General features: G+C 73.1%; 13 protein-coding genes and 1 pseudogene. 2 read left to right on the top strand and 12 right to left on the bottom strand.

The window, feature by feature from the left end; genetic code table 11:
* Positions 1 to 176: 176 nt before the first annotated feature.
* Together Prum_RS37325 and Prum_RS37320 are read right to left on the bottom strand one after the other, a co-directional pair.
* A complete protein-coding gene (locus Prum_RS37325) occupies positions 177 to 1,154 on the bottom strand; it encodes a sulfotransferase family protein (RefSeq protein ID WP_173081308.1) in 978 nt (325 codons plus the stop codon).
* Positions 1,155 to 1,177: 23 nt separating this feature from the next.
* Positions 1,178 to 1,741 carry a DUF305 domain-containing protein gene (locus tag Prum_RS37320; protein WP_173081306.1) on the bottom strand — a complete coding sequence of 188 codons (564 nt, stop codon included), beginning with the start codon at positions 1,739 to 1,741 and terminating at the stop codon, positions 1,178 to 1,180.
* Positions 1,742 to 1,868: 127 nt separating this feature from the next.
* Between Prum_RS37320 and Prum_RS37315 the strand changes: the two are divergent.
* Positions 1,869 to 2,611: pseudogene (locus tag Prum_RS37315) on the top strand (lytic polysaccharide monooxygenase).
* A gap of 44 nt (positions 2,612 to 2,655) precedes the next feature.
* Here Prum_RS37315 and Prum_RS37310 read toward each other — a convergent pair.
* The 10 genes from Prum_RS37310 to Prum_RS37255 all read right to left on the bottom strand — a co-directional run bounded on the left by Prum_RS37310 (position 2,656) and on the right by Prum_RS37255 (position 20,055).
* The gene (locus Prum_RS37310; RefSeq protein WP_173081304.1) at positions 2,656 to 4,467 is read right to left on the bottom strand and encodes an FtsX-like permease family protein; all 1,812 of its coding nucleotides are present in this window, start codon (positions 4,465 to 4,467) and stop codon (positions 2,656 to 2,658) included.
* A gap of 23 nt (positions 4,468 to 4,490) precedes the next feature.
* Complete coding sequence (locus Prum_RS37305; RefSeq protein WP_218577800.1) at positions 4,491 to 5,207, bottom strand: ABC transporter ATP-binding protein; 717 nt, start codon at positions 5,205 to 5,207, stop codon at positions 4,491 to 4,493.
* Positions 5,208 to 5,333: 126 nt separating this feature from the next.
* A complete protein-coding gene (locus Prum_RS37300) occupies positions 5,334 to 5,846 on the bottom strand; it encodes a PadR family transcriptional regulator (protein ID WP_173081298.1) in 513 nt (170 codons plus the stop codon).
* Positions 5,847 to 5,903: 57 nt separating this feature from the next.
* On the bottom strand, positions 5,904 to 6,143 hold the full coding sequence (locus Prum_RS37295; protein ID WP_173081290.1) for a hypothetical protein: 240 nt from the start codon (positions 6,141 to 6,143) through the stop codon (positions 5,904 to 5,906).
* A 94-nt stretch (positions 6,144 to 6,237) separates the two neighbouring features.
* Positions 6,238 to 8,979, bottom strand: a complete 2,742-nt coding sequence (locus Prum_RS37290) for a non-ribosomal peptide synthetase (RefSeq protein WP_173081288.1) — start codon at positions 8,977 to 8,979, stop codon at positions 6,238 to 6,240.
* Between the two features lie 3 nt (positions 8,980 to 8,982).
* Positions 8,983 to 12,033 carry a non-ribosomal peptide synthetase gene (locus Prum_RS37285; RefSeq protein WP_246278680.1) on the bottom strand — a complete coding sequence of 1,017 codons (3,051 nt, stop codon included), beginning with the start codon at positions 12,031 to 12,033 and terminating at the stop codon, positions 8,983 to 8,985.
* Between the two features lie 50 nt (positions 12,034 to 12,083).
* A complete protein-coding gene (locus Prum_RS52540; protein WP_246278348.1) occupies positions 12,084 to 16,937 on the bottom strand; it encodes a non-ribosomal peptide synthetase in 4,854 nt (1,617 codons plus the stop codon).
* A complete protein-coding gene (locus Prum_RS37265; RefSeq protein ID WP_173081284.1) occupies positions 16,898 to 17,104 on the bottom strand; it encodes an AMP-binding enzyme in 207 nt (68 codons plus the stop codon). Before Prum_RS37265 ends, Prum_RS52540 begins: the two co-directional genes overlap by 40 nt.
* On the bottom strand, positions 17,101 to 19,821 hold the full coding sequence (locus Prum_RS37260) for an amino acid adenylation domain-containing protein (protein WP_173081282.1): 2,721 nt from the start codon (positions 19,819 to 19,821) through the stop codon (positions 17,101 to 17,103). The genes Prum_RS37265 and Prum_RS37260 overlap by 4 nt, the downstream gene beginning before the upstream one ends.
* 36 nt (positions 19,822 to 19,857) lie before the next feature.
* On the bottom strand, positions 19,858 to 20,055 hold the full coding sequence (locus Prum_RS37255) for an MbtH family protein (RefSeq protein ID WP_173081280.1): 198 nt from the start codon (positions 20,053 to 20,055) through the stop codon (positions 19,858 to 19,860).
* 325 nt (positions 20,056 to 20,380) lie between these two features.
* Here Prum_RS37255 and Prum_RS37250 point away from each other — a divergent pair, with 325 nt between their 5' ends.
* Positions 20,381 to 23,062 (top strand): tetratricopeptide repeat protein, encoded by a 2,682-nt coding sequence (locus Prum_RS37250; protein WP_173081277.1) that lies wholly within the window; start codon positions 20,381 to 20,383, stop codon positions 23,060 to 23,062.
* Positions 23,063 to 23,080: the final 18 nt, after the last annotated feature.

Here is a 23,080-nt window from a genome sequence, read left to right as displayed (position 1 = left end):
TTTGCCCTTGATCGACGGCAAAGTCCTTGATCGACGCGGCGCGGGGGCCGCGCCGCGAGCGGCCGCCGCGCGGAGCCGGGCCGCAAGGGCCGCCGTGCGAGGGCCGCCGTGCGAGGGCCGCCGTGCGAGGGTCGGGGCGGGAGGGGGTACGGGGTGAGCTGGGCGTGGGTACGGGGTTAGTCGCACGGGCGGTAGGCGAGCGGGGTTGTCAGCGGGAGGCGGTCGTGGCCGCGGATCGCGAGTCGGCGGAGCGGGGCGAGCCGGTGGCGGGCGGCCACCCGTTCGTAGCGCAGCCGGTGCACCGCCGGGGGCGGGGGCGCGCCGGTGAGCGGGTAGCCCAGCGACCGTAGCCGCCCGCCGAGCACCGCCTCGCACAGGCCGGCTTCCCAGGGTTCGAGGATGGACCGCCAGCGGCCGATCCGGTCGGGGCCGATCGCCGAGCGGGTACGGGCGTGCCAGGACTTCCGGTCCGGCACGGCAAGCGTGGCGAGCGCGGCCGGGTCGGTCATCGCCGGGTCGTACTCCTCGTGCAGGAAGCGGCACAGCGCGGCCAGTTCCGGCCCGACGTTGGTGACCAGCCGCTCGTACCGGATCTCGTGGTAGGCGCCGGGACCCAGGACCCGGGCCGCCCACCGGCCGTGGTCCACCGCCTGCGCCCACGCCGAGATCGCCTGGTAGATGCCGGTCCGGTGCCACGGCATCTGTTTGAGGGAGGCGACGCAGTCCCGCCCGTCCCGGATCACGTGTACGAACAGGGCGTCCGGGAAGAGCCGTGCCAGCGCCGGGAGGTTGGTGACGTACGCGGGTCGCTTGTCACCCCACCGCGACTTGCCGAACCGCTGGGCGTACCCCTGAAGTGGGATGGCCAGCGCGGAGCCCAGCGTGGGCGGCCCGGCGGTGATCTCCTCGATAGTCTCCTCGGCCGATAGGCCGAGGTCCGCGAACCGCGTCTCCGGCCGGTCGACGATCCACCGGGCCAGTGCCCGGCGGGCGCCGCTCTCGCGCAGGTCTCCGAACGCGCGCCGGGCCCGGTACGCCTCCAGCACGAACCGGGTCTCCGGCGGAATCGCGATCCTGGCGTGCGCGTGCAGCATGAGCTGCACCAACGTGGTCCCGGACCGCGGGCACCCACATACGAAGACAGGCTGCCCCACACACCCACCATGCCACGACGCACCTAGGTGGCGGTGTCGAGCAGGTGTTGCATTTGCTCCAGCTGGGCCACGCGGGAGAGTTCTATGCGGGTGGCGAAGGCGCGGATGCGGGGGTCTTTGCCGCTCGCGAGCTCCATTTTGGCCAGGCGGATGGCGTCGCCCTGGTGGGACATCATCGTGGTCAGGAAGCGGCGCTCGAACTCCGTTCCGGTGGAGGCGTGCAGCGCGGCGATCTCGACGGCGCTGGTGCCGGGCAGCCCGCCGTGCGCCGCGTGCGGGTCGGCGCCGTCCGTGGCCGGCGGGGCGGTTTCCGGGGCGCCGGCCTCGCGCAGCCAGCCGGACATCGTCTCGACCTCGTCGCGCTGGGTGGACTCGATCGCGGCGGCCAGGAGGGTCAGGTCGGTGCGGGTGCCACGGGTGCGGCCGAGCCCGGCCAGTTCCACGCCCTGCCGGTGGTGTGGCAACAGCATCTGCAGGAACATCACGTCGGTCGCCGCCGCTGGCGGGTCCGAAGTGGACGGGCGGGCGGCGGGGGCCGCGGAGCAGCCAACGAGCAGCAGGAGTGACAGGAGAAGCCACCGCGACATCGAGACTCCTAATCGTAAAGAAGATTAAGAGTAGTGTGCGCATCTTCTCTTAACAATATTTACAAATAGGAACGGGCCGATGTAGCCTCCTGCCACCAACGTCCGAACCGTCCGGAAGGAGCGGTATATGAACCTACGCAGAAGGGTGGCGGCCATCGCCGGCGGCATCGCGGCCGTGCCGTTGGTGCTGGTCGCGTTGCCGTCGAGCCCAGCCGCCGGGCACGGCTGGATCACGTCGCCACCGAGCCGGCAGGACATGTGCGCCACCGGGCGCGTGGCCAACTGCGGGCCCATCCAGTACGAGCCGCAGAGCGTCGAAGGGCCCAAGGGGCTGCGCAGCTGCAACGGCGGGCTGGCGCAGTTCGCGGTGCTCAACGACAGCTCCCGCTTCCCCGCCACCTCCGTCGGCAGCACCGTGACGTTCAATTGGCGGCTGACCGCGGCGCACCGCACCACCACCTGGGAGTACTACATCGGCAACCAGCGGATCGCGCAGTTCGACCAGGGCAACCAGCAACCGCCGTTCACCTTGTCGCACACGGTCAGCGGCCTGCCCAGCGGGCGGCAGACGGTGCTCGCCATCTGGAACATCGCGGACACCCCCATGGCGTTCTACGCCTGCGTCGACCTGCAGGTCGGCGGCGGCAGCACCAGCCCGAGCCCCAACCCCCGACGCCGTCACCCAGCACACCCAACCCCAACCCGACCACCAGCGCCCCGCAGCCGGGCGGCACCTGGGCGCCATACGTGGCGTACGCGGTCGGCGCCCGGGTCACGTACGGCGGCCGGACGTATCAGTGCATCCAGGCGCACACCTCGCTGCCGGGGTGGGAGCCGCCAAACGTCCCCGCCCTCTGGCGTGCCCTGTAGCGTCCTCAATGGCCCGCTGGCGCCGGGCGCGCCAGCGGGTCACCTCACTCGTACGCCAGCAGCGGGGTGACCGGGCGGCGGCTCAGCAGGCGCGCCGGTACCGCCACGATCGCCGCGTACGCCAGCGGCACCACCACGGCCACCGCGGCGTACGTGGTGGCGGGCAGGTTGATCGGGGTCAGGTCCTCGCCGCCCACGAGGGTGAAGAGCAGTACGCCGAGCGGGATGCCGGCGGCGCAGGCGAGCAGGCACCCGCCGAGTTGGGCGACCACGAAGGCGACCACGGTCTGGCGCGGGGTGGCCCCGACGGTACGCAGGATGGCGTGGTTGCGGGCGCTGTCCCGGGCCGCGAAGACGGCGACGACGACCGCGTTGACCGCCGCCAGCGCGATCAGCAGGCCGGCTCCGGCGTACACCAGCGTGACGAGTTGGTCGATGGCCCGCGCGGTGATCTCGCGGCTGACCGCGCTGGTGTCGGGCGCCTGCTCCGCCAGGAAGTCCTGGATGCCCTTGTCCAGCGCGAGACCGATCATCACCATGGCGACGCCGAGGCTGAGGCCGGCGGCGTTGGCGACCGCGCGCCCGGGACGGCGCAGCGCCGAACGCAGTCCGAGGACTACCGGCAGCGGCAGGCCGGCCCGGCTCCCCCACTGGGCGAGGCGGCTGGCCCGGCGGGGTGGCCGGGCGGTCGTGGTGAGGGATCGCAGCGTGCTGTGCCGTGCCCCGCGCAGCGCCGGCCGTACCGTGGCCAGCAGCACCACGGCGATGGCGATGCCGGCGACGGCGGCGGCCCGGGTCCAGGTGACCGGCGGGGCCTGCGGGGCGCCGTAGAGGCTGCGCGAGAAGTCGCCCGCCAGCGCCGGAGAAAGCGCCTGCCCGGCGGCGATGCCCACCGCCGCGGCGATGCCCGCCAGGGCCAGGTACTCCGCGAGCAGCACGGCGGTCACCTGCCCCGGGGTGACGCCCACCGCCTTGAGCGTGCCGACCTGCCGGATCTGGCTGGCCATCCGCCCGGCGACCAGCACGGCGGCGGTGGCGATGGTCAGCCCCGCGAGCAGGATGCCGATGCTCAGCATCGCCACCGCGAACGCCGTCATGTCATCGTGCGAGGCGTCCCGCCTTTGCTCCCAAGTGGACAGTCCGACATAGAAGGACGGGCCCAGCTCTGCCCCGCCGCGGGCGGCCACGAACGCGGCCGCGTCGCCCTGGTGGGCCAGGCGCAGCTCGATCGAGGAGGCGAAGGACCGGGCGCCGGTCGCCTGGACCCGGCCGCCGACGGACTCGCTGACCCAGATCCGCGCCGGCTGGTACATCGGGAACCGGCCGATGGCGACGCTCGTCGCGACCCCGCGTACGGGCAGGCGGTGGCCCGCGATCGTGACGGTGTCGCCGGGCCGCACCTTCATGGTCGAGGCCAGCCCGTCCTCCAGCACCACCCCGTCGCCGCCGTCCAGCCACTGGCCCGCGGTGAGCAGCGGCTGGCCGACCGCGGCCGGCTCGGACCGGCGCACCAGGACCTCGACCTCCCTGGTGTCACCGCCGATCTCGCCGGTGGTGACCAGCTCGGTCCAGGGTCCGCTGGTGGCGACCACGCCGGGAGCGGTGGCCAGGGCGACCAGGTCCGCGCGGGCCCGCGCCAGCTCCGCCTCGGCCGGCGGGTCATCCGGGTCGTACGCCAGGAAGGCGGACACGTGGGCACCGTTGGTGGCGTGCCACACCCGTTCCCAGGCGTTGTCGCCGGCGCCCCGGACCGCGAGCGCCACGCTGAGGGTGCTGGTGGCCAGGCACAGGGCGAGCAGCAGCAGGGCGGCCTGGCCGGGCCGGTGGCGCAGGTTGCGCCAGGCCAGGCGGGTCACCAGTCGACTCGTGGCCCGCATGGCTACGCGTCCCAGCCGGCGATCTGGGCGAGCACGGCCTGCCGCGACACGCCGCCGTCGAGCGGGGTGTCCTCGACGATCTCGCCGTCGCGCATGGTGAGCAGCCGGTCGGCGGTGGCGGCCGCCCGCGGGTCGTGCGTGACCAGCAGCAGCGTCTGCCGCGCCTCGCGGAGCCCGGCGAAGAGCTTGAGGATCTCGCTGGTCGCGTGGCTGTCCAGGTTGCCGGTGGGCTCGTCGGCCAGCACCAGCAGCGGCTCGTTGACCAGGGCCCGGGCCAGCGCCACCCGCTGCCGCTGGCCGCCGGAGAGCCGGTCGGGCAGGTGGCTCGCGCGGTCCGCGACGCCGAGGCGCTCCAGCAGCTCCAGCGCCCGCTTGCGGGCCGCCCGCCGCGAGGCGCCGACCAGCAGCGCGGGCAGCTCGACGTTTTCCACCGCGGACAGCTCGTCGACCAGGTGGAACGCCTGGAACACGAACCCGATGCTGCGCCGGCGCAACCGCGCCCACGCCGCTTCGGAGAGTTTGTCGGCCCGCTGGCCGGCGATCGCCACCGCGCCGGCGGTGGGCCGCTCCAGCCCGCCGAGCAGGTGCAGCAGCGTCGACTTGCCGCAGCCGCTCGGCCCCATCACCGAGACCGACTCGCCCTGCTCGATGACCAGGTCCACGCCGTCGACCGCCCGCACCGGAGCCCCGTCTCCCGGGTAGAACCGGCTCAACCCCATCGCCTCGACAACCGCGCTCATCCGGGCCTCCTCGACGTCCTGGGTTCGTTCGCTCGCGCGGCGCCAAAGGCGACGTCTTCCCTCGTCGCTGCGCTCCTCAGTCCAGACGCCGCCGCGCCAGCTCGCTCACTCACCGGACGTCCACCGCTGCTCGCAGGCTTCGAGCCAGCGGATGTCGGCTTGCAACCGCAGGGCGCTGCCCTCCAGGATCAGCGCGCCGTCGCTGCCGGCCGGCTCGGCCTGCGCGATCCGCTGCACCTCGCGGAGCCGGCGCAGCAGGTCGCGGCGCTGGGCGTCGATCAGCGCCACCGGATCGGCCAGCCCGGTGGCCGCGGCGGCCACCAGCTTGAGGTGGAACTCGGTGGGTGCCACCTTGGGCCAGGCGGAGTCCATCAGCCAGCCGGCGACGTGGTCCCGGCCGGCCGGGGTCACCTCGTACACCTTCTTGTCGGGGGCCGCGCTCTGCTCCACCTGGACGCCACGCACGAGCCCGGCCTTTTCCAGGCGGGACAGGGTCACGTAGATCTGGCCGGGGTTGAGCACCTCGCCGACCGACCCGAGCGCCCGTGTCAACCGTTGTCGCAGCTCATAGCCGTGCGCCGGCTCCTTGGCCAGCAGCGCCAGCATCGCTTCGCGCACCCCGCACCTCCTCTAGATAACGGTAATCTACAACCGTTATCTAGAGATGTAAACGGGTCAGGCGGCGAGCGCCGGAACGGCGTCCGGGGTGAGCAGTTCCAGGGCCCAGCGCATGCGGATCGCGGCCGCCTCCGGGTGCTCGCCGTACTCGGCGGCCAGCACGGCCGCGCACCCCCTGGCGCCGCCACGGCTCAGCAGGCTCGCCCGGATCGCGCGCGCCACCTGCGCGGGCGTCGGCCGGTCGGAGGGCTGCAGGTCGCTGGCGAACAGGGCCTCCGCCCGGGTGGTCTCGGTCATCGCGCTCACCGCCCTTCTCTATGACACACAGAGTCCTCTCAGCGTCGCCCCGATACATCCGGAGGTTCCCCAGACGGAACCCTGACACGAACCCTTAGGTGACCGCGTTGACGACCACCTTGTGGATCTCCTTGCCGGAGTCGGCGTTGGTCAGCACCACGCAGCCCGCGCCCGAGCCGAGTCGGATCGCCGACATCGCCCGGTAGCCCGGCGTCTGTCCATTGTGGCCAATCTCCGGATCCGGCCGGGTGTAGTCCACCACCGTGCCCAGGCCATAGAAGCTGCCCGGGTGTGCCTCGGTCAGCATCACCCGCGCGGACACCGCCGACAGCAGCGCCGACTCGCCGTGCTGGGCCCGGCGCACCTCGACCGCGAGCTGCGCGAGGTCGCCGGCCGTGGACCACAGGCCGCTGCCGGCCACCGCCGGGCGGGAGCGGTAGCCGCCGTCCAGCGGCCGCCCGCCCTCGTGGCCCACCGCGTGCCCGAGCGGCGGCGCGAAGCCGCTGTCCCGCATGCCGAGCGGGGAGAAGACCAGCCGCGACGCCAGGTCCGCGAACGGCTCGCCGGTCACGTCGGTCAAGAGCTGCTGCAGCACGGCCCACTGCCCGCCGGACTTACGGAATTCCGCACCGGGCTGATGAGCCAGACCAATCCCATCGAGTACGTCGGAAAGGGGCGGGACGGGGTCCGGCGGCGCGTACCAGGTGGCGGGCGTCTCGGCGATGCCGGACAGGTTGGCCAGGCAGTGCCGGAGGCTGGCGGACCAGCCGCTGCCCGGCGGTGCGGCGAGCGGCCGGGCGAGGTAGTGGTTGACGTCCCGGTCCAGTGCGAGCACGCCGTCGTCCACCAGGCGCAGCACCAGGAACGCGGTCACGTGCTTGCTGATCGACCCGGCCTGGAACGGGGTACGCATCGTCACCGGCCGGGGTTCGGCGGCGGAGCGTACCCCGTAGGTCTGGACGGACGTGATCTCGCCGTCCTCGATGTGCGCGACGGTGGCCCCGGGGACCGCGTGCAGCTCCATCGCGACGGAGATGGCCCGCCCGGCGTCGAAGGCCGTACGCCGGGGGCGCGGCGCCGGCACCGGTTCGGTGGTCACGCCGTCGCCGCACGCGACCGCCAGCTCCTCGATGGTCTCGTTGTCCAGCAGCATCCGCAGGGTCAGCGGGAGCCCCGCCTGCCGGGCCGCCGCGAGCACGTGCACGATCCGCATCGAGTCGGCGCCGAGGTCGACGAGCCGGTCCCGCACGCCCACCTGGGCCACGCCGAGCACCCGGACGCAGATGTCCACCATGGACCGCTCGGTGGGCGTGCGCGGTGCGACGTACTCGCGGTCGGCGACGAGGGCGGCGCGGTCCGGCGCGGGCAGCGCCCGGCGGTCCACCTTGCCGGCGGCGTTGAGCGGCAACGCGTCGAGCACCACGAACGCGGCCGGCACCATGTACGGCGGCAGCGACTCGGCGAGGAACTCCCGCAGCCGCGCGTGCTCGACCTGCTTGCCCTCGTGGCCCACCACGTACGCGGCGAGCCACTTGTCCCCGGCGCCGTCCTCCCGGGCGACGACCACCGCGTCGCGCACCTCGGGCTGGCGCAGCAGCCGCTCCTCGATCTCGCCCAACTCGATCCGGTAGCCGCGGATCTTCACCTGGTGGTCGGCGCGGCCGAGGTACTCCAGTTCCCCGTCGGGGCGGAAGCGCACCAGGTCGCCGGTGCGGTACATGCGCGCGCCCGGGTGCGGGCCGTACGGCTCGGGCAGGAACCGCTCGGCGGTCAGCTCGGGGCGTCCCACGTAGCCGCGGGCCACCCCGTCCCCGCCGATGAACAGCTCGCCGACCACGCCGACCGCGACCGGCTGGAAGTTGCCGTCGAGGACGTACACGCGGGTGTTGTGGATCGGGCGTCCGATGGGGACGGTGGTGAGGTCGCCCGCCACGTCCCAGCCGGTGGACCAGATGGTGGTCTCGGTCGGGCCGTACAGGTCGACCAGTGTGGACACCCGGCGGCGCAGGTCGCGGGCGAGGCCGGGCGGGCACGCCTCGCCGGTGGTGACCGCGACGACCGGGCGGTGGTCGAAGCCGGCCTCGACGAGCAGCTTCCAGCCGGCGGGCGTGGCCTGGACGTGGGTCACGCCGTGCCGGTCGATCAGGTCGAGCATGGCGGCCCCGTCGCCGGCCTCGCCGTCCCCGGCCAGCACCACCCGGCCGCCGCTGACCAGCGGCAGGCACAGCTCGGCCAGGGAGATGTCGAACGACAGGGAGGTCGCCGCCAGCCAGGCGTGCTCCGGGGTGGCGCGGAACCGGACCCGCATCGAGAAGAGCAGGTTGAGCAGCGACCGGTGGGTGACCTGGACGCCCTTGGGCCGCCCGGTCGAGCCGGAGGTGAACAGCGTGTACGCGAGCGCGCCCTGGTCCACTGTGGGCGGCGGCGCGGTGGTGGGCCCGTCCGCCACGGTGTCGGCCCACACGTACTCGCCGCCGTACACGTCGGCGAGCAGGCCGGCGTGGGTGGACTCGGTCACCACGACCCGCGCGCCGGCCGCGGCGAGCATGTAGCCGAGGCGTTCGGGCGGCAGGTCGGCGTCCAGCGGCAGGTAGCAGCCGCCGGCCTTCCACACGCCCAACAGCACGGCGAGCGTCTCCGGGCCGCGGCTCACCAGCACGCCGACGGGCGACTCCGGCCCGACACCCGTGGCGCGCAGGTGGTGCGCGTACCGGTTGGCCCGCGCCTCCAACTCGCCGTAGCTGACCTCGACGGCCCCCGACCGGACCGCGACCGCGCCGGGCCGCTCCGCCGCGACGGCGGCGAACACCTCGTGGACGCACCTGCGCTCAGCCATGACTCACCACTCCACCTCGGTGTCGTTCCAGTCCTGCAGGAGCCGTGCCTTGTCGGGCTCGGACAGGTACGCGGCCCGCGCGTCGCCGTCCGGGTCGGCGGCCATCGCCTCCAGCACCGCCCGGTAGGTGCCGGCCAGCCGCTCCGCGCCGGCCCGGTTGAGCCCGTTGCTGATCGCCCGCAGCACCAGGAACCCGGGCTGGGTGGCGATGGACAGGGTGAACTCATTGGAGCCCTCGCCGGCCCCGGCCCGGACGTCGACCCGGCCGGTGTCGACCTGGTGGAAGTCCTGGTAGCGGAACATGATGTCGAAGAGCCGGTGGCCGCCCGCCTGCCGCTGGATCGCCGGCAGCGGGTAGCGGCGGTGGGCGTACACCTCGGCCTCCCGGGCGAAGACCTGGCGGACCAGCTCCCGCCACGTCCGGGCGCTGCCGTCGTGGGCGAACGGGAGCGTGTTGAGGTACATGCCGTACACCCGCTCGGCGCCGGGCGCCTCCGGGCGGGCGCTGTAGAGCACGCCGGTGTGGAACGCGGGCTCGCTGGTGACCGTGCTCAACACCTTGAGGTGGGCGGCGAGCAGGACCGCCTTGAACGACGTGCCCGTGTCGGTGGCGAGCGCCCGCAGCCTGTCCTCGATGTCGCGGAAGACGATCGGCAGCTTGAGGTCCGCGCGCGGCGCGTCCGGCCCGTCGCCCCAGTCCGGGGGCAGGACGCACGGGGCGTACGCGTCGACGACGTCCTTCCAGTATTGACTGTCCTGCGTGGACTCCAGCGACGCCTGCTCGGCGGCGATGAAGTCGGCGTACCGCACCGATGGCGCCTCGAAGGCGGCGGGCCGGCCGCTGTACAGGTCGAGCACCTCCATCAGCAGCGAGTGCTGGCTCCAGCCCTCGGTGATGGCGTGGCAGTGGGTGAAGCCGAGCCGCCACGCCTCGTCGCTTTCCACCAGCGCGGATATCCGCAGCAGCGGTGGCCGGGACAGGTCGAAGAGGTCGGCCCGCTCCCGCGCGATGTGCTCCCGCACCGCCTCCTCCCGGCCGGCCTCGTCCAGGCCGCGCAGGTCCCGCACGGTCACCGGCAGCTCGGCGCCGGCGTGGACGAGTTGCAGCGGCACGCCGTACCGGTCGAGGTCGAACGACGTGCGCAGCATCTCGTGCCGGCCCACCACGGTACGGGCCGCCGCACGCAGCGCCTCGGCGTCGAACGGTCGCCCGTCGCGGATGAGGAACGTGGCGCTGTTGTGGTACTTGGCCAGCCCTTCGTCGGCGAACATCTCGACGAGCATGCCGAGCTGCACCTGCGACAGCGGGTACGCGTCGACAACGCCCGCCGGCAGCTGTGCGCGCACCTGCGGCGGCACGAGCGCGAACGGCGCGACCCCGGCGGGCTCCGCTGCCGGCGCCGCCGTGGTGGCGAGCGCGGCGGCCAGCGCGGCCACCGTGCGGTGCTCGAACACGTGCCGTACGCCGGCGTCGTACCCGGCCGCGCGCAGCGCGCCGACGAGCGCGATGGCCCGGATGGAGTGGCCACCCACGTCGAAGAAGCTGTCCTCGATGGACACCCGCTCCAGGCCCAGCACCTGGCCCCAGATGGCGGCGATGCGCTCCTGCTCGGGCGTATGCGGCGCCACGTACGGCCGCTCGCCGGCGGCACCGTCCGGGTCGGGCAACGCCCGCCGGTCCACCTTGCCGTTGGCGTTGAGCGGGATCCACTCCACCGCGACGGACACCGACGGGACCATGTAGTCCGGAAGCGACTGTCCACAGTGCGCCGCCAGATCGGTCGGGCCGACCACGTAGGCCACGATCCGCTCGCCGTGGACGACGACGGCAGCGTCCTTGACGTCCGGGTGGTCCAGCAGCACGGCCCTTATCTCGCCCAACTCCACCCGGTAGCCCCGGATCTTGACCTGGTCGTCGATCCGGCCGAGGAACTCGACGCTGCCGTCCGCGGACCAGCGCACCAGGTCGCCGGTGCGGTACAGCCGGCCGCCCACCGAGCCGAACGGGTCGGGCAGGAACCGTTCCGCGGTGAGGTCGGGGCGGTTGACGTAGCCGCGGGCCACGCCGGTGCCGCCGACGTACAGCTCACCGACCACGCCGGCGGGCACCGGCCGCAGGTTCGCGTCGAGCACGAACATCGTCATGTTGGGCAGCGGGTGTCCGATCGGGACGATCCCTTCGTGGAGGCGGGTGAGCGGGAACACGCAGGTGCCCACCGACGCCTCCGTCGGGCCGTACTCGTTGATGAGGTTGCCGTCGCCCAGGACCCGGCGCCACTTCTCCGCGATCGGGCCGGGCAGCGCCTCACCCGCGACCACGATGACCGGCGCGTACGCGAACGACGGATCCAAGATCTCCAGATGGCCCGGCGTCAGCTTGATGAAACTGAACGGGGCGGCCTTGCGCAGGGCGGCCGACAGCCCGTCCAACTCGGTGTCCGGCGGCAGCAGCCACAGCCGCTGACCCGACACCAACGGCGCCCACAAGTTCGGCACCACCAGGTCGAACGCCACCGACGAGAACAGCGGCGCCCCGCCCGTACCCCGGGACGCCAGCACCTCGGCGGCCCACTGCACATGGTTCGTCAAGCCGCGGTGGGTGATGGCCACACCCTTCGGTCGCCCGGTCGAGCCGGACGTGAAGATGGCGTACGCGAGCCGGTCCAGGTCGTCCACCCGCTCCGGCGGCGTCGACGGCCGGCCGGGCGCGTCCGGGAGCACCGTCTCCACGGTGAACCGCTCCACATAGGACGCCTGGGTGACTGCCACCTGGGCGCCGGCATCGGCCAGCATCCGGCCGACCCGGTCGGCGGGGAAGGCCGGGTCCAGCGGCACGTACGCGCCGCCCGCCTTCCACACCGCCAGCAGCGCCACCACCAGGTCCACGCCCCGGTCGAGCAGCACCGCGACGAGCGACTCCGGCCCGACACCGCGGGCACGCAACTCGTGCGCCAGCCGGTTGGCCCGGGCGTCCAGGTCGGCGTACGTGACGCGGGTGTCGCCGACCTCCACGGCGAGGGCACCGGGCGAGGTGGTGGCCCGTTCCTCGACCATCTCCAGCACCGAGCGGCCCACCGTGGCGCCGGGGTTGTGGCTCCACTGCATCAGCAGGCGGTCGCGCTCGCCGGCCGGCAGGTACGTCTCCCGCGCGTCCCCGTCGAGGTTGGCGGCGACGGCCTCCAGCACCGCCCGGTACATCCGGCCGAGCCGCTCGGCGTTGGTGGGGCTGAGCGTGTGGGTGTCCACAGTGAGCACCAGCCCGCTGGCCCGGGCGGCGACGGCGAGCCCGAACTCGGTGGCGCCCTCCCCACCCCGGAGTCGGTGTCCACCACATCCGTCTCGGCCTGGGCCTGCTGCAGGTCCAGGTAGCTGAAGCGCACGTCGAGCAGCCGGGCCCCGTCACCCAGCTCGCGCTGGATCACCGGCATCGGGAAGCGCCGGTGCGGCCACAGCTCGCCCTCCCGGTCGTACGCCTGCCGGACCGCCTCACGCCAGGTGGCGGCGGTGCCGTCGTACGCGAACGGGAGCGTGTTGAGGTACATGCCGTACACCCGCTCGGCGCCGGGCAGCTCGGGCCGCCCGCTGCACACCAGGCCGGTGTAGAAGGCCGGCTCGTCGGTGAGCTGGCTCATCACCTTCAGGTGCGCTGCATGCAGGACGGCCTTCAGGGACGCGCCGGCCTCGCTGGCCCGGGCCCGCAGCGCGGGACCGAGGTCCGCGAGCGGGACGGTCACCGTGTACGCCCGGCGCGGCGCGTCCGGGTCGTCGCCCCACCCGGCCGGGAGCTGGAAGCGGGCGTACCGGTCCACGATGGACTGCCAGTACGACCGGTCCTGAATGGACGCGACCGCGGCGAGCTCGGCCGCCACGAAGTCGGCGTACCGCAGGGCGGGCACGTCCCGCTCGGGCGCCGCGCCGCCGCCCCGGATGCCGAGGTACGCCTCGACGAGCTCCATCAGCAGCGAACGGTGGCTCCAGCCCTCGGTGATGGGGTGGCAGACGCTGACCGACATCCACCACGCCTCGTCGCTCTCCACGTGCGCGGCGATGCGCAGCAGCGGCGGCCGGGTCAGGTCGAAGACCGTGGCACGCTCGCGCGCGGTGAAGTCGCGGATCGCCTGGCGCAGCCCGTCCGCGTCCAGCGCGCGCAGGTCGCGCACGTCGACCGGGATCGTCGCGGTGCGGTGCACGAGCTGCATCGGCACGCTCAGCCCGTCCAGGTCGAACGACGTACGCAGCATCTCGTGCCGGGCGACGACCACACCGGCCGCCGCGCGCAGCGCCTCGACCGAGAACGGCCGCCCGTCGCGGATCCGGAACGTGGTGGTGTTGTGGTACTTGTTCACGCTGTCGTCGGCCAGCATCTCCACGAGCATGCCGAGCTGCACCTGCGCGAGCGGGTACGCGTCGACCAGGCCCGCCGGCAGCGCGGCGCGGTCCTCGGCGTCGACGAGCGCGAACGGGGCGACGAGCGGCTGCTCCTGCGCCACGCCGGTCTGCGCCAGCGCGGCGGCCAGGGCGGCCACCGTCCGCTGCGCGAAGACGTCCCGGACGCCCGCCTCGAAGCCGGCCGCCCGCAGCGCGCCGACCAGCGCGATGGCCCGGATGGAGTGGCCGCCCACGTCGAAGAAGCTGTCCTCGATGGACACCCGCTCCAGGCCCAGCACCTGGCACCAGATGGCCGCGATGCGCTCCTCGGCGGGCGTACGCGGCGCCACGTACTCTCGTTCGAGAGCGGCGCCGTCCGGGTCGGGCAGGGCCCGCCGGTCCACCTTGCCGTTGGCGTTGAGCGGGATGCGGTCCACGGCGACGAACACGGACGGGATCATGTATTCGGGGAGCTTCTGTCCACAGTGCTCGGCCAGGTCGGTCCGGCCCACCACGTAGGCCACGATCCGGTCGCCGTGGACCACCACGGCCGCGTCCGTCACCTCCTCCAGCAGGACCGCCCGGATCTCGCCCAGCTCCACCCGGTACCCGCGGATCTTGACCTGGTCGTCGACCCGGCCGAGGAACTCGATGTTGCCGTCCGCAGACCAGCGAACCAGGTCACCGGTGCGGTACATCCGGGCGCCCGGCGACCACGGGTCGGGCAGGAAGCGTTCGGCGGTCAGCTCGGGCCGGTTGACGTACCCGCGGGCCACGCCGGTGCCGCCTACGTACAACTCGCCGACCACACCGACCGGAACGGGCCGCAGGGTGGCGTCCAGGACCCGCATCGTCATGTTCGGCAACGGCCGGCCGATCGGCACCACGCCGGCGGGCTGCGGCCCGGAGACCGGGAAGACGCAGGTACCCACGGACGCCTCGGTCGGCCCGTACTCGTTGATGAGGTTGCCGTCGCCCAGGACCCGGCGCCACTTCTCCGCGATCGGGCCGGGCAGCGCTTCCCCGGCCACCACGATCACCGGCGCGTACGCTTCCGGCGGGTCGAGAATCTCCAGGTGGCCGGGAGTGAGCTTGATGAAGCTGAACGGGGCGGCCGTCGCCATCTCATCGGCCAGATTGGACAGCTCGACGGACGGAGGTAGCAGCCACAGCCGCTGGCCGGTGACGAGCGGCGCCCACAGGTTCGGCACCACCAGGTCGAACGCAACGGACGAGAACAGCGGCGCCCCACCCGTACCCCGGGACGCGAGCACCTCCGCGGCCCACTGCACATGGTTCGTCAGGCCACGATGGGTGATGGCCACACCCTTCGGCCGCCCGGTCGAGCCGGACGTGAAGATGGCGTACGCGAGCCGGTCCGGATCGTCGACGCGGTCCGGCGGGGTGGACGGCGCGCGGGCGATGAGCCGCCGGTCGCGATCGACAAGGATAGGATCGCCCTCGAACCGGTCGGCAAGGTCCGAGTGGGTAACGACCGCGCGCGCACCGGCGTCGGCCATCATCCGGCGGATCCGGTCGGCCGGGAACGCCGGGTCCAGCGGCACGTACGCGCCGCCTGCCTTCCACACGCCGAGCAGGGCGGCCACCAGGTCCAGGCCGCGCTCCAGCAGCACGCCGACCAGCGACTCCGGCCCGACGCCGAGGCCGCGCAGGTGGTGCGCGTACCGGTTGGCGCGGGCGTCCAGCTGCTCGTACGTCAGCTCGGCGTCCCCGCAGCGCACGGCGGTCGCCGCCGGGGTGGCGGCGGCCTGCCGCTCGAAGAGCTCCAGCACCGAGGCGCCGGAGAACTCGGCCGCCGAGTCGTTCCACTCGGTGACCACCCGGCACAGCTCGCCGTCGGGCAGGTACGTGGCGGCGGCGTCGCCATCCGGGTCGGCGGCCATCGCCTCCAGCACCGCACGGTACATCGCCGCGATCCGGTCCACATTGGACCGGCTGAGCGCGTGGTTGCTGGCGGTCAGCACGCAGAATCCGGCCCGGGTCGAGACGCCCAGCGGAAACTCGGTCGGGCTGTCGTCGATGGTCGCGGCGTAGTCCACCACGCCGGCGTCGACCTGGCGGAAGTCCTGGTAGCTGAAGCGCACGTCGACCAGGCGCTCGCCGCCGCCGTACTCGCGCTGGATCGCGGCGAGCGGGAAGCGCCGGTGCGGCCACACCTCGATCTCCCGGGCGAAGACCCGCTGGACCAGCTCGCGCCAGCTGCCGGCGCCACGGTCGTACCCGAACGGGAGCGGGTTGAGGTAGACGCCGGCCACCCGATCCGCGCCGGCCGCCTCCGGCCGGGCGTTGGTGACCAGTCCGGTGTGGAACGCCGGCTCGTCGGTGAGCTGGCTCATCACCTTCAGGTGCGCGGCGTGCAGCACCGCCTTGATGGGCACGTCCGCGGCGGACGCCAGCGCGCGCAGCCGGTCCTCCAGGTCCCGGTACGGCACCCACGCCTTGTGTACGCCGCGCGGCGTCGCCGGGTCGTCGCCCCACCCGGCCGGGAGGGTGAACTTGGCGTACCGCTCGACGGTGGACCGCCAGTGCTCCTGGTCGGCCGGATCGTCCAACGAGGACAGCTCGGCGGCCACGAAGTCGGCGTACCGCACGGCGGCCGGCGCGGCCGGATCGGGCTCCCGGCCGTCCCGGTAGGCCCGGTAGGCGCCGACCAGCTCCATCAGCAGCGAGTGGTGGCTCCAGCCCTCCAGCACGGCGTGGCACTCGGTGAGCGTGAGCCACCAGCCGTCGTCGCACGCGTGCGCGTGGAAGCGCACCAGCGGCGGCCGGGCCAGGTCGAAGAGGCGGGCCCGCTCGGCGGCCATGAAAGCGCGCAGCGAACGCTCCAGCTCCGCGCCGGACAGGCCGGGCAGCTCCCGGGCGCCGACCGCCGGCTCCGCGCCGCCGTGCACCAGCTGCAAGGGTGTCGAGTACGCGTCGAGCGCGAACGACGTACGCAGCACCTCGTGCCGGTCCACGACGAGTTGGGCCGCGCGGGTGAACGCGGGCAGCGAGAACGGCTCGGAGTCGACGATCCGGAACGAGGTCGAGTTGTGGTAGTGGTGCCGGCCGTCGTCGGCGAGCATCTCCACCACCATGCCGAGCTGCACCTGCGCGAGCGGGTACGCGTCGACCACGCCCGCCGGCAGCGCGGCCCGGTCCACGTCCGCGATGAGCGCGAACGGCTGGACCGCAGCCGCCGGAGTGGGCCCGCCGACGCCAACGAACTCGGCCAGCTGGGCCACCGTGCGGTGCGCGAAGACGTCCCGGACGGCCACCTCGTACCCGGCCTCGCGGAGCGCGCCGACCAGGGCCACCGCGCGGATCGAGTCGCCGCCGAGGTCGAAGAACCCGTCGTCCACGCCGACCCGGTCCACGCCGAGCACCTCGCGCCAGACCGCCGCGACCCGCTCCTCCGCCGGCGTACGCGGGGCGACGTAGGCCCGGTCGGCCGACAGCGCGGCACGGTCCACAGTGGGCAGCGCGGCCCGGTCGAGCTTGCCGTTGGCGGTCAGCGGGATCTTCCCCAGCGGCACGAACGCCGACGGGATCATGTATTCGGGCAGCGTCCGGGCGAGCAGGGCGCGCAACTCCCCGGCGACGGGACCGCGTCCCGGGCCGGCACGGCGTACCCGACGAGCCGGCGGTCGCCGGGCTTGTCCTCGCGGACGACCACGACCGCGTCGCGGACCTGCGGGTGCGCGGCTATCGCCGCCTCGATCTCGCCCAGCTCGACCCGGAAGCCGCGGATCTTCACCTGGTGGTCGATGCGCCCGAGGAACTCCAGGCTCCCATCGGGGGCGCGCCGGGCCAGGTCGCCGCTGCGGTAGAGGCGGGCCCCGGCGGGCCGAACGGGTCGGGCACGAAGCGCTCGGCGGTCAGCTCGGGCCGGTTGAGGTAGCCGCGGGCGACCCCGGGGCCGCCGACGTGGATCTCGCCGGCCACGCCGATCGGGGCCACGTTGCCGTCCGCGTCGAGCAGGTAGACGGTCAGGTCGCGCAGCGGATACCCGACCGGGTTGGCCGCGCCCGGCGCCAGGTCCGCGTCGACGAGCCGGTAGTACGTGGTGTGCACCGTGGTCTCGGTGATGCCGTACATGTTGAGCAGCGCCGTGCGCTCCAGGTCGCGGCGCGCCACCCACGGCGCCAGCTCGGGCACCTCCAGCTTCTCCCCGGCGAACACGACGGCCCGCAGCACAAGCGCGTCGATGCGCCGGTCGCCCTCCGCGGCCAGCGCCACCAGTCCCCGGAACGCCGACGGCGTCTGGTTGAGCACGGTGACCCGGTGGGAGACGAGCAGGTCGAGGAAGTCCTCCGGCGAGCGGGTCACCGCCTGCGGCACGACCACGAGCCTGCCGCCGTACAGCAGCGAGCCCCACAGCTCCCAGACCGAGACGTCGAAGGCGTACGAGTGGAACAGCGGCCACACGTCCCGCGCGCTGAAGGCGTAGTGCTCCTCGGCCGTGGTGAGCAGGCGCAGCACGTTGGCGTGGGTGAGGCAGACGCCCTTGGGCCGGCCGGTGGAGCCGGAGGTGTAGATGACGTAGATGAGGTTGTCCGGAGTGGACACCGGCGCCGGGTTGGTCGCCGGCCGGGCCGCCAGCGCGGCGGCGTCCTCGTCCAGCACCACCAACCGTCCGGAGTGGATGGTGCGCAGCTTCTCCACGTGCGCGGCGACGGTCACCACGACCGGTGCGGCGGTGTCGGCCAGCATGAACGCGAGCCGGTCCGCCGGGTACGCCGGGTCGAGCGGCAGGTACGCCGCGCCCGACTTGAGCACGCCGAGCAGCGTGGGCACCAGGTCGATGCCGCGCTCCAGCGACACCCCGACCAGCGACTCCGGCCCGACGCCGAGGTCGCGCAGGTGGTGCGCGAGGCGGTTGGCGCGCTCGTTCAGCTCGGCGTAGGTGAGCCGCTCCCCGCCGTACACCACGGCCACGGCGTCGGGGCAGGCCGCGGCCCGCTCCTCGAAGACCTCGTGGACGCAGCGGGCCGGCGGGTCCAGGAGTTCCTGGGGCGGCGCGACCAGGGCCAGCTCGTCGGCGTCCAGCACGACGTGGTGGGACAGCGGGGCGTCCGGCGCGGCGGTGACGCTCTCCAGCAACCGCACCAGGTGCCGGGTCATCCGCTCCACCGTGGAGCGGTCGAACAGGGCGGTGACGTACTCCAGAGTGCCGCGCAGCGAGCCGTCGGCGGCCTCCTCCACCTGGAGCGTCACGTCGAAGCGGGCCACCCGGGTCGGCGCGCTGAGTGTCTCGACAGTCAGGCCCGGCAGCGCGAACGCGCCGGTCCGCTCCTCGTGCATGGTGAACGCGGCCTGGAACAGCGGCGTGCGCGACATGTCCCGCTGCGGCTGCAACTCGTCGACCAGCCGCGCGAACGGCACCTCCTGGTGGTCGAACGCGGCCAGCACGGTCTCCCGCACCCGGCCCAGCAGCTCGGCGAACGACGGGTCACCCTCGGCCCGCCCGCGCATCACGAGACTGTTGATGCCGTACCCGATGAGGCGCTGCACCTCCGGGAGCGTGCGCCCGGACACGACCGTGCCCACCGGCACGTCGGTCCGGCCCGTGTACCGGCCGAGCAGCACCTGGTACGCGGCCAGGAGCGTCATGAACAGCGTGGTGTCGTGCGCGGCGCCGAGACTGCGCAGGCGCTCGGTCAGCGCGGCCGGGAACGCGAACGGCACGGCGTCGCCCACCCAGCCGCGGGTGGCCGGGCGCGGCCGGTCGGTCGGCAGCTCCAGCGGTGGTACGCCGTCGAGCTGGCCGCGCCAGTAGTCGAGGTGGCGCTGGAGCACCCCGCCGGTGAGGTGCTCGCGCTCCCAGGCGGCGTAGTCGGCGAACTGGATCGGCAGCGGCGCCGGCGCGGGCCCGGCACCGTAGAGGGCGCTGAGCTCCTCGGCGAAGACGCGGACAGACCAGGCGTCGCAAGCCACATGGTGGAAGATCACGACCAGGATGTGGTCGTCGGCACCGAGCCGCAGCAGGCTCGCCCGCACCGGCCACTCCGCCTCCAGGTCGAACGCCTCACCCGGCGCGCTGGCGGCCAGCTCGGCGGCACGCCGCTCGCGGTCCACTGTGGGCAGTGCGGTGAGGTCCTCCACCGGCAGCTCGAACGGCCGGGGCAGGTCGATCACCTGCACCGGCTCGACACCGGCCAGCGCGTACCGGGTGCGCAGGATCTCGTGCCGCTCGACGAGCCCGGTGAAGGCCCGGCGCAGCGCGTCGACGTCCAGCGGGCCGCGCAGCCGCAGCGCGACCGGCACCACGTACTCCCAGCTGTCCGGCTCCAGCCGGCTCAGGAACCACATCTGCTGCTGCCCGTACGACAGCGGCAGCGGCCCGCCACGGTCCACCGGCCGCGGGGAGACGCGCCGCTGCGCGCGAGCGCCCCCTCCGGCGAGCCGGGCGCGGATCAGCTCCTCGCGGAGCGCCTCCGCACGCTCGGTCGTCCGCACTCCACCGGTGCTCATGCTTCGCGCCTCCCTGGGTCGTGTCGCTCGGCGGGTTCAGACCGCCTCGGCCTGCTCCATCCGGCGCCGCAGACTCAGCGGGCGCATGTCCGTCCACACCTCGGCGATCCGCGCGAGGCACTCCTCCTTGGGCCCCTCGGTCCCCTCAGCCCGCCACCCGGCCGGCAACTCCCGGTCCGCCGCCCAGATCGAGTACTGCTCCTCGTCATTGACGACAACGCAATAGGTCTCCATGCAAGCAGCGTGCCCGCGCCCGCTATATCTCCCCTATAGCCGCCGCCCCGCGTCCCCCCGTCCCCGCGCCCCGCGTCGCCCCGCGCCGCCCCGCCCGCCCCTCCCCGTTGATCAGGGAGTACCTCGGGCGTGTCGCGGCGCGCCGAGAGAGCAACTCCCTGATCAACATGGGTCGTCCGGGCCGCCTCCCGGTGATCATGGGCTACGCGGCGCGATTTCGGCGTGTCGTGCTGCGGAGCCCATGATCACGGGACGAAGGCTGTCGGATCGGTGACTCAGCGGCCAGACGGTGGAGGTTTGGGGCTGAGTTCGGTGAAATGGGGCGGTGAACGATCCGCCCGTGGTGTTCATCTCGTACGCCCACGACTCCGGCGAGCACAAGGAGCTCGTGCGGCGGCTGTGGGAGTTTCTGCGCAGCCGCGGGATCGACGCCAAGCTGGACCTGTCCGCCGCCGCTGAGCGGAGGGACTGGGCACTGTGGATGGGGCAGCAGATCGACCGCGCCGACTACGTGTTGGTGATCGCGTCTCCGGCCTATCGCGAGCGCGGCGACGGCGACGTCGACCCGCACGACGGGCGCGGCGTGCAGTACGAGGCGGCCCTGCTCAAGGACCGGTTGATGCAGGACCGAGCACAGTGGACGGGCCGCATGCTGCCGGTGATCCTGCCTGGCCGGTCAGCAGCGGAGATCCCCCGTTTCCTGCAGCCGTACGCGGCAAGCCGGTACGAGGTCACCGACTTCACCGACGTGGGTGCTGAGGAACTACTACGGGTGGTCACGAAGCAGGCGAAATACCCCGAGCCGCCGCTCGGCACCCTTCCGCGTCTGCCGCCCGAAACCGGCCGGTCCACCGAGGGGTGGCGGATCGGGAACGTGCCAACCCTGGCATCGGCCCTCCAGCCGCGCGAAGGGCTGCGCGAACGCGTCGACGCCGCACGGACAGCCGGCGGTGGCGTGTTGTTGACTCAGGTGCTGGCCGGTGGCGGCGGTGTGGGCAAGTCCCAGCTCGCCGCGGCGTACGCCCACCAGGCCATCCACGACGGCGTCGACCTCGTCGTGTGGATCAATGCCGCCGGCCCGGAGGCGGTGATGGCGGCGTACGCGCAAACCGCGGCGCAGGTCCGGACGCCCGGTGTCACCGGCTCGGATGCGCATGCGGACGCCCGGGCGCTCCTGGCCTGGCTCGCCGGCACCGATCGCCGCTGGCTGATCGTGCTGGACGACATCACCGACCCGGATCAGATGAAGGACCTGTGGCCGGTCAGCCACACGGCGACGGGCTGGGTGCTCGCCACCACCCGCCGTCGCGACGCCTCCCTCAGCGGCGGCGGGCGCGCCCTGGTCTCCGTCGACGTGTACGGTCCGGCCGAGTCGATCAACTACCTCACCCAGCGCCTGACCGCCGCAGACGCGGCGTCCCTCCTCGACGACCGGGTCGGACCGCTCGCCGACGCGATGGGGCACCTGCCCCTCGCATTGGGGCACGCCGCCGCGTACATGATCAACGAAGGCGTCGACTGCACCGGCTATCTCACCCTGTTGATCGGGCAACGCTCCCGGCTCGAACAGCTGATGCCGCAAACAGCCGACACGGAGAACTATGGCCGTCCCATCGCCGCCGCCCTCCTTATCGCCCTCGACGCGGCGCAGGCCGCGCACCCCGTTGGGCTGGCCAAGCCGGCCCTCCGGTTGGCCGCGGTGCTAGACCCGGCTGGGCACCCCGACACCCTGTGGACGGCGCCCGCCGTCGGGGCGTATTTGAACCAGTTCGCTCCGACCGCCGATGCGCGTGCGGCACTGCGGCTCTTACACCGCTACGGCCTCGTACACCACGAGGCCCGAGGTGGTCCCCGGGCGGTACGGATCCACGCCCTCACCGCTCGCGCCGCCCGCGAAACCAACTCGCCGGCCGAACTCCACGCCGCGATCCGCACCGCCGCCGACGCGCTCCTGAGCGGCTGGCCCGAACCAGACACCCATCCCGACCACGGCGACCTCGTGGCCGCCCTGCGCGCCAACACGACCTCCCTCGCAGGTCATCCGGGCGATCAACTGTGGCGTTCGCCGACGCACGAGTTGCTTTATCGTGCGGGCGAGAGCCTCCTCGATGCCGGCCTGCACGCCGCCGCGGTCGCCTACAACGAGGGCCTCGTGGACGCGGGCGAACGGATCTTCGGATCCGACCATGAGGTGACGATATCGGCACGCGCTTACCTCGCCATCTCCTACTCGTTGGCTGGACGCACAAACGAAGCTATGGCCATCAAGGAACTGGTTCTGTCGGACCGCGAGCGCATCCTGGGACCAGACGACCCCAAAACGATCACCGCTCGCGCCAACCTCGCCATCTCCTACCGGGACGCGGGGCGCACGACCGATGCCATCGCCCTCCAGGAACGAGCGCTAGCCGACAGCGAGCGCGTCCGCGGCGCGAAGCATCCTTCCACACTGATCTACCGCTCCCAGCTCGCGGCCACCTACCGGCAGGTCGGACGCACGGACGAAGCCATCGTCATACACGAACAGGTCGTGGCCGACACCGAACGCGTCCGCGGTCCGGAACACATCGACACCCTCACCGCCCGCAGTCAGCTCGCCGCCTCGTACCGGCAAGCCGGACGCACCACTGATGCGATCCCTATCGAGGAGCGGGTAGCTGCCGACGCTGAACGTGTCCTCGGGGCCGAACACCCCGACACCATCGTCGTCCTTGCCAACCTCGCCGCCTCGTACCGGCAGGCCGGCCGGATCGCCGAGGCCACATCCATCCAGGAGCGTGTCCTGGCCGGCCGAGACCGCATCCTCGGGCCCGAACACCCACGCACGGTCACCGCTCGCATCACCCTCGCCGTCTCGTACCACCAGGCCGGACGAATCGCCGAGGCCCTTGCCCTCCAGGAGCGCGTGGTGGCTGAACACGAACGCATCCTCGGACCTGAGCACCCCGACACGGTACGAGCCGCGGAGGCACTGCGCGCCTGGAAGCAGCAGAGCCAAGCAAGCTGATCAGGGAGTTCCTCTGGT

The sequence above is a fragment of the Phytohabitans rumicis genome (assembly GCF_011764445.1).
GTDB classification, from domain to species: domain Bacteria; phylum Actinomycetota; class Actinomycetes; order Mycobacteriales; family Micromonosporaceae; genus Phytohabitans; species Phytohabitans rumicis.
The sequence above is the reverse complement of the archived record's forward strand: the minus strand, read 5'-3'. Positions and strand labels throughout refer to the sequence as shown.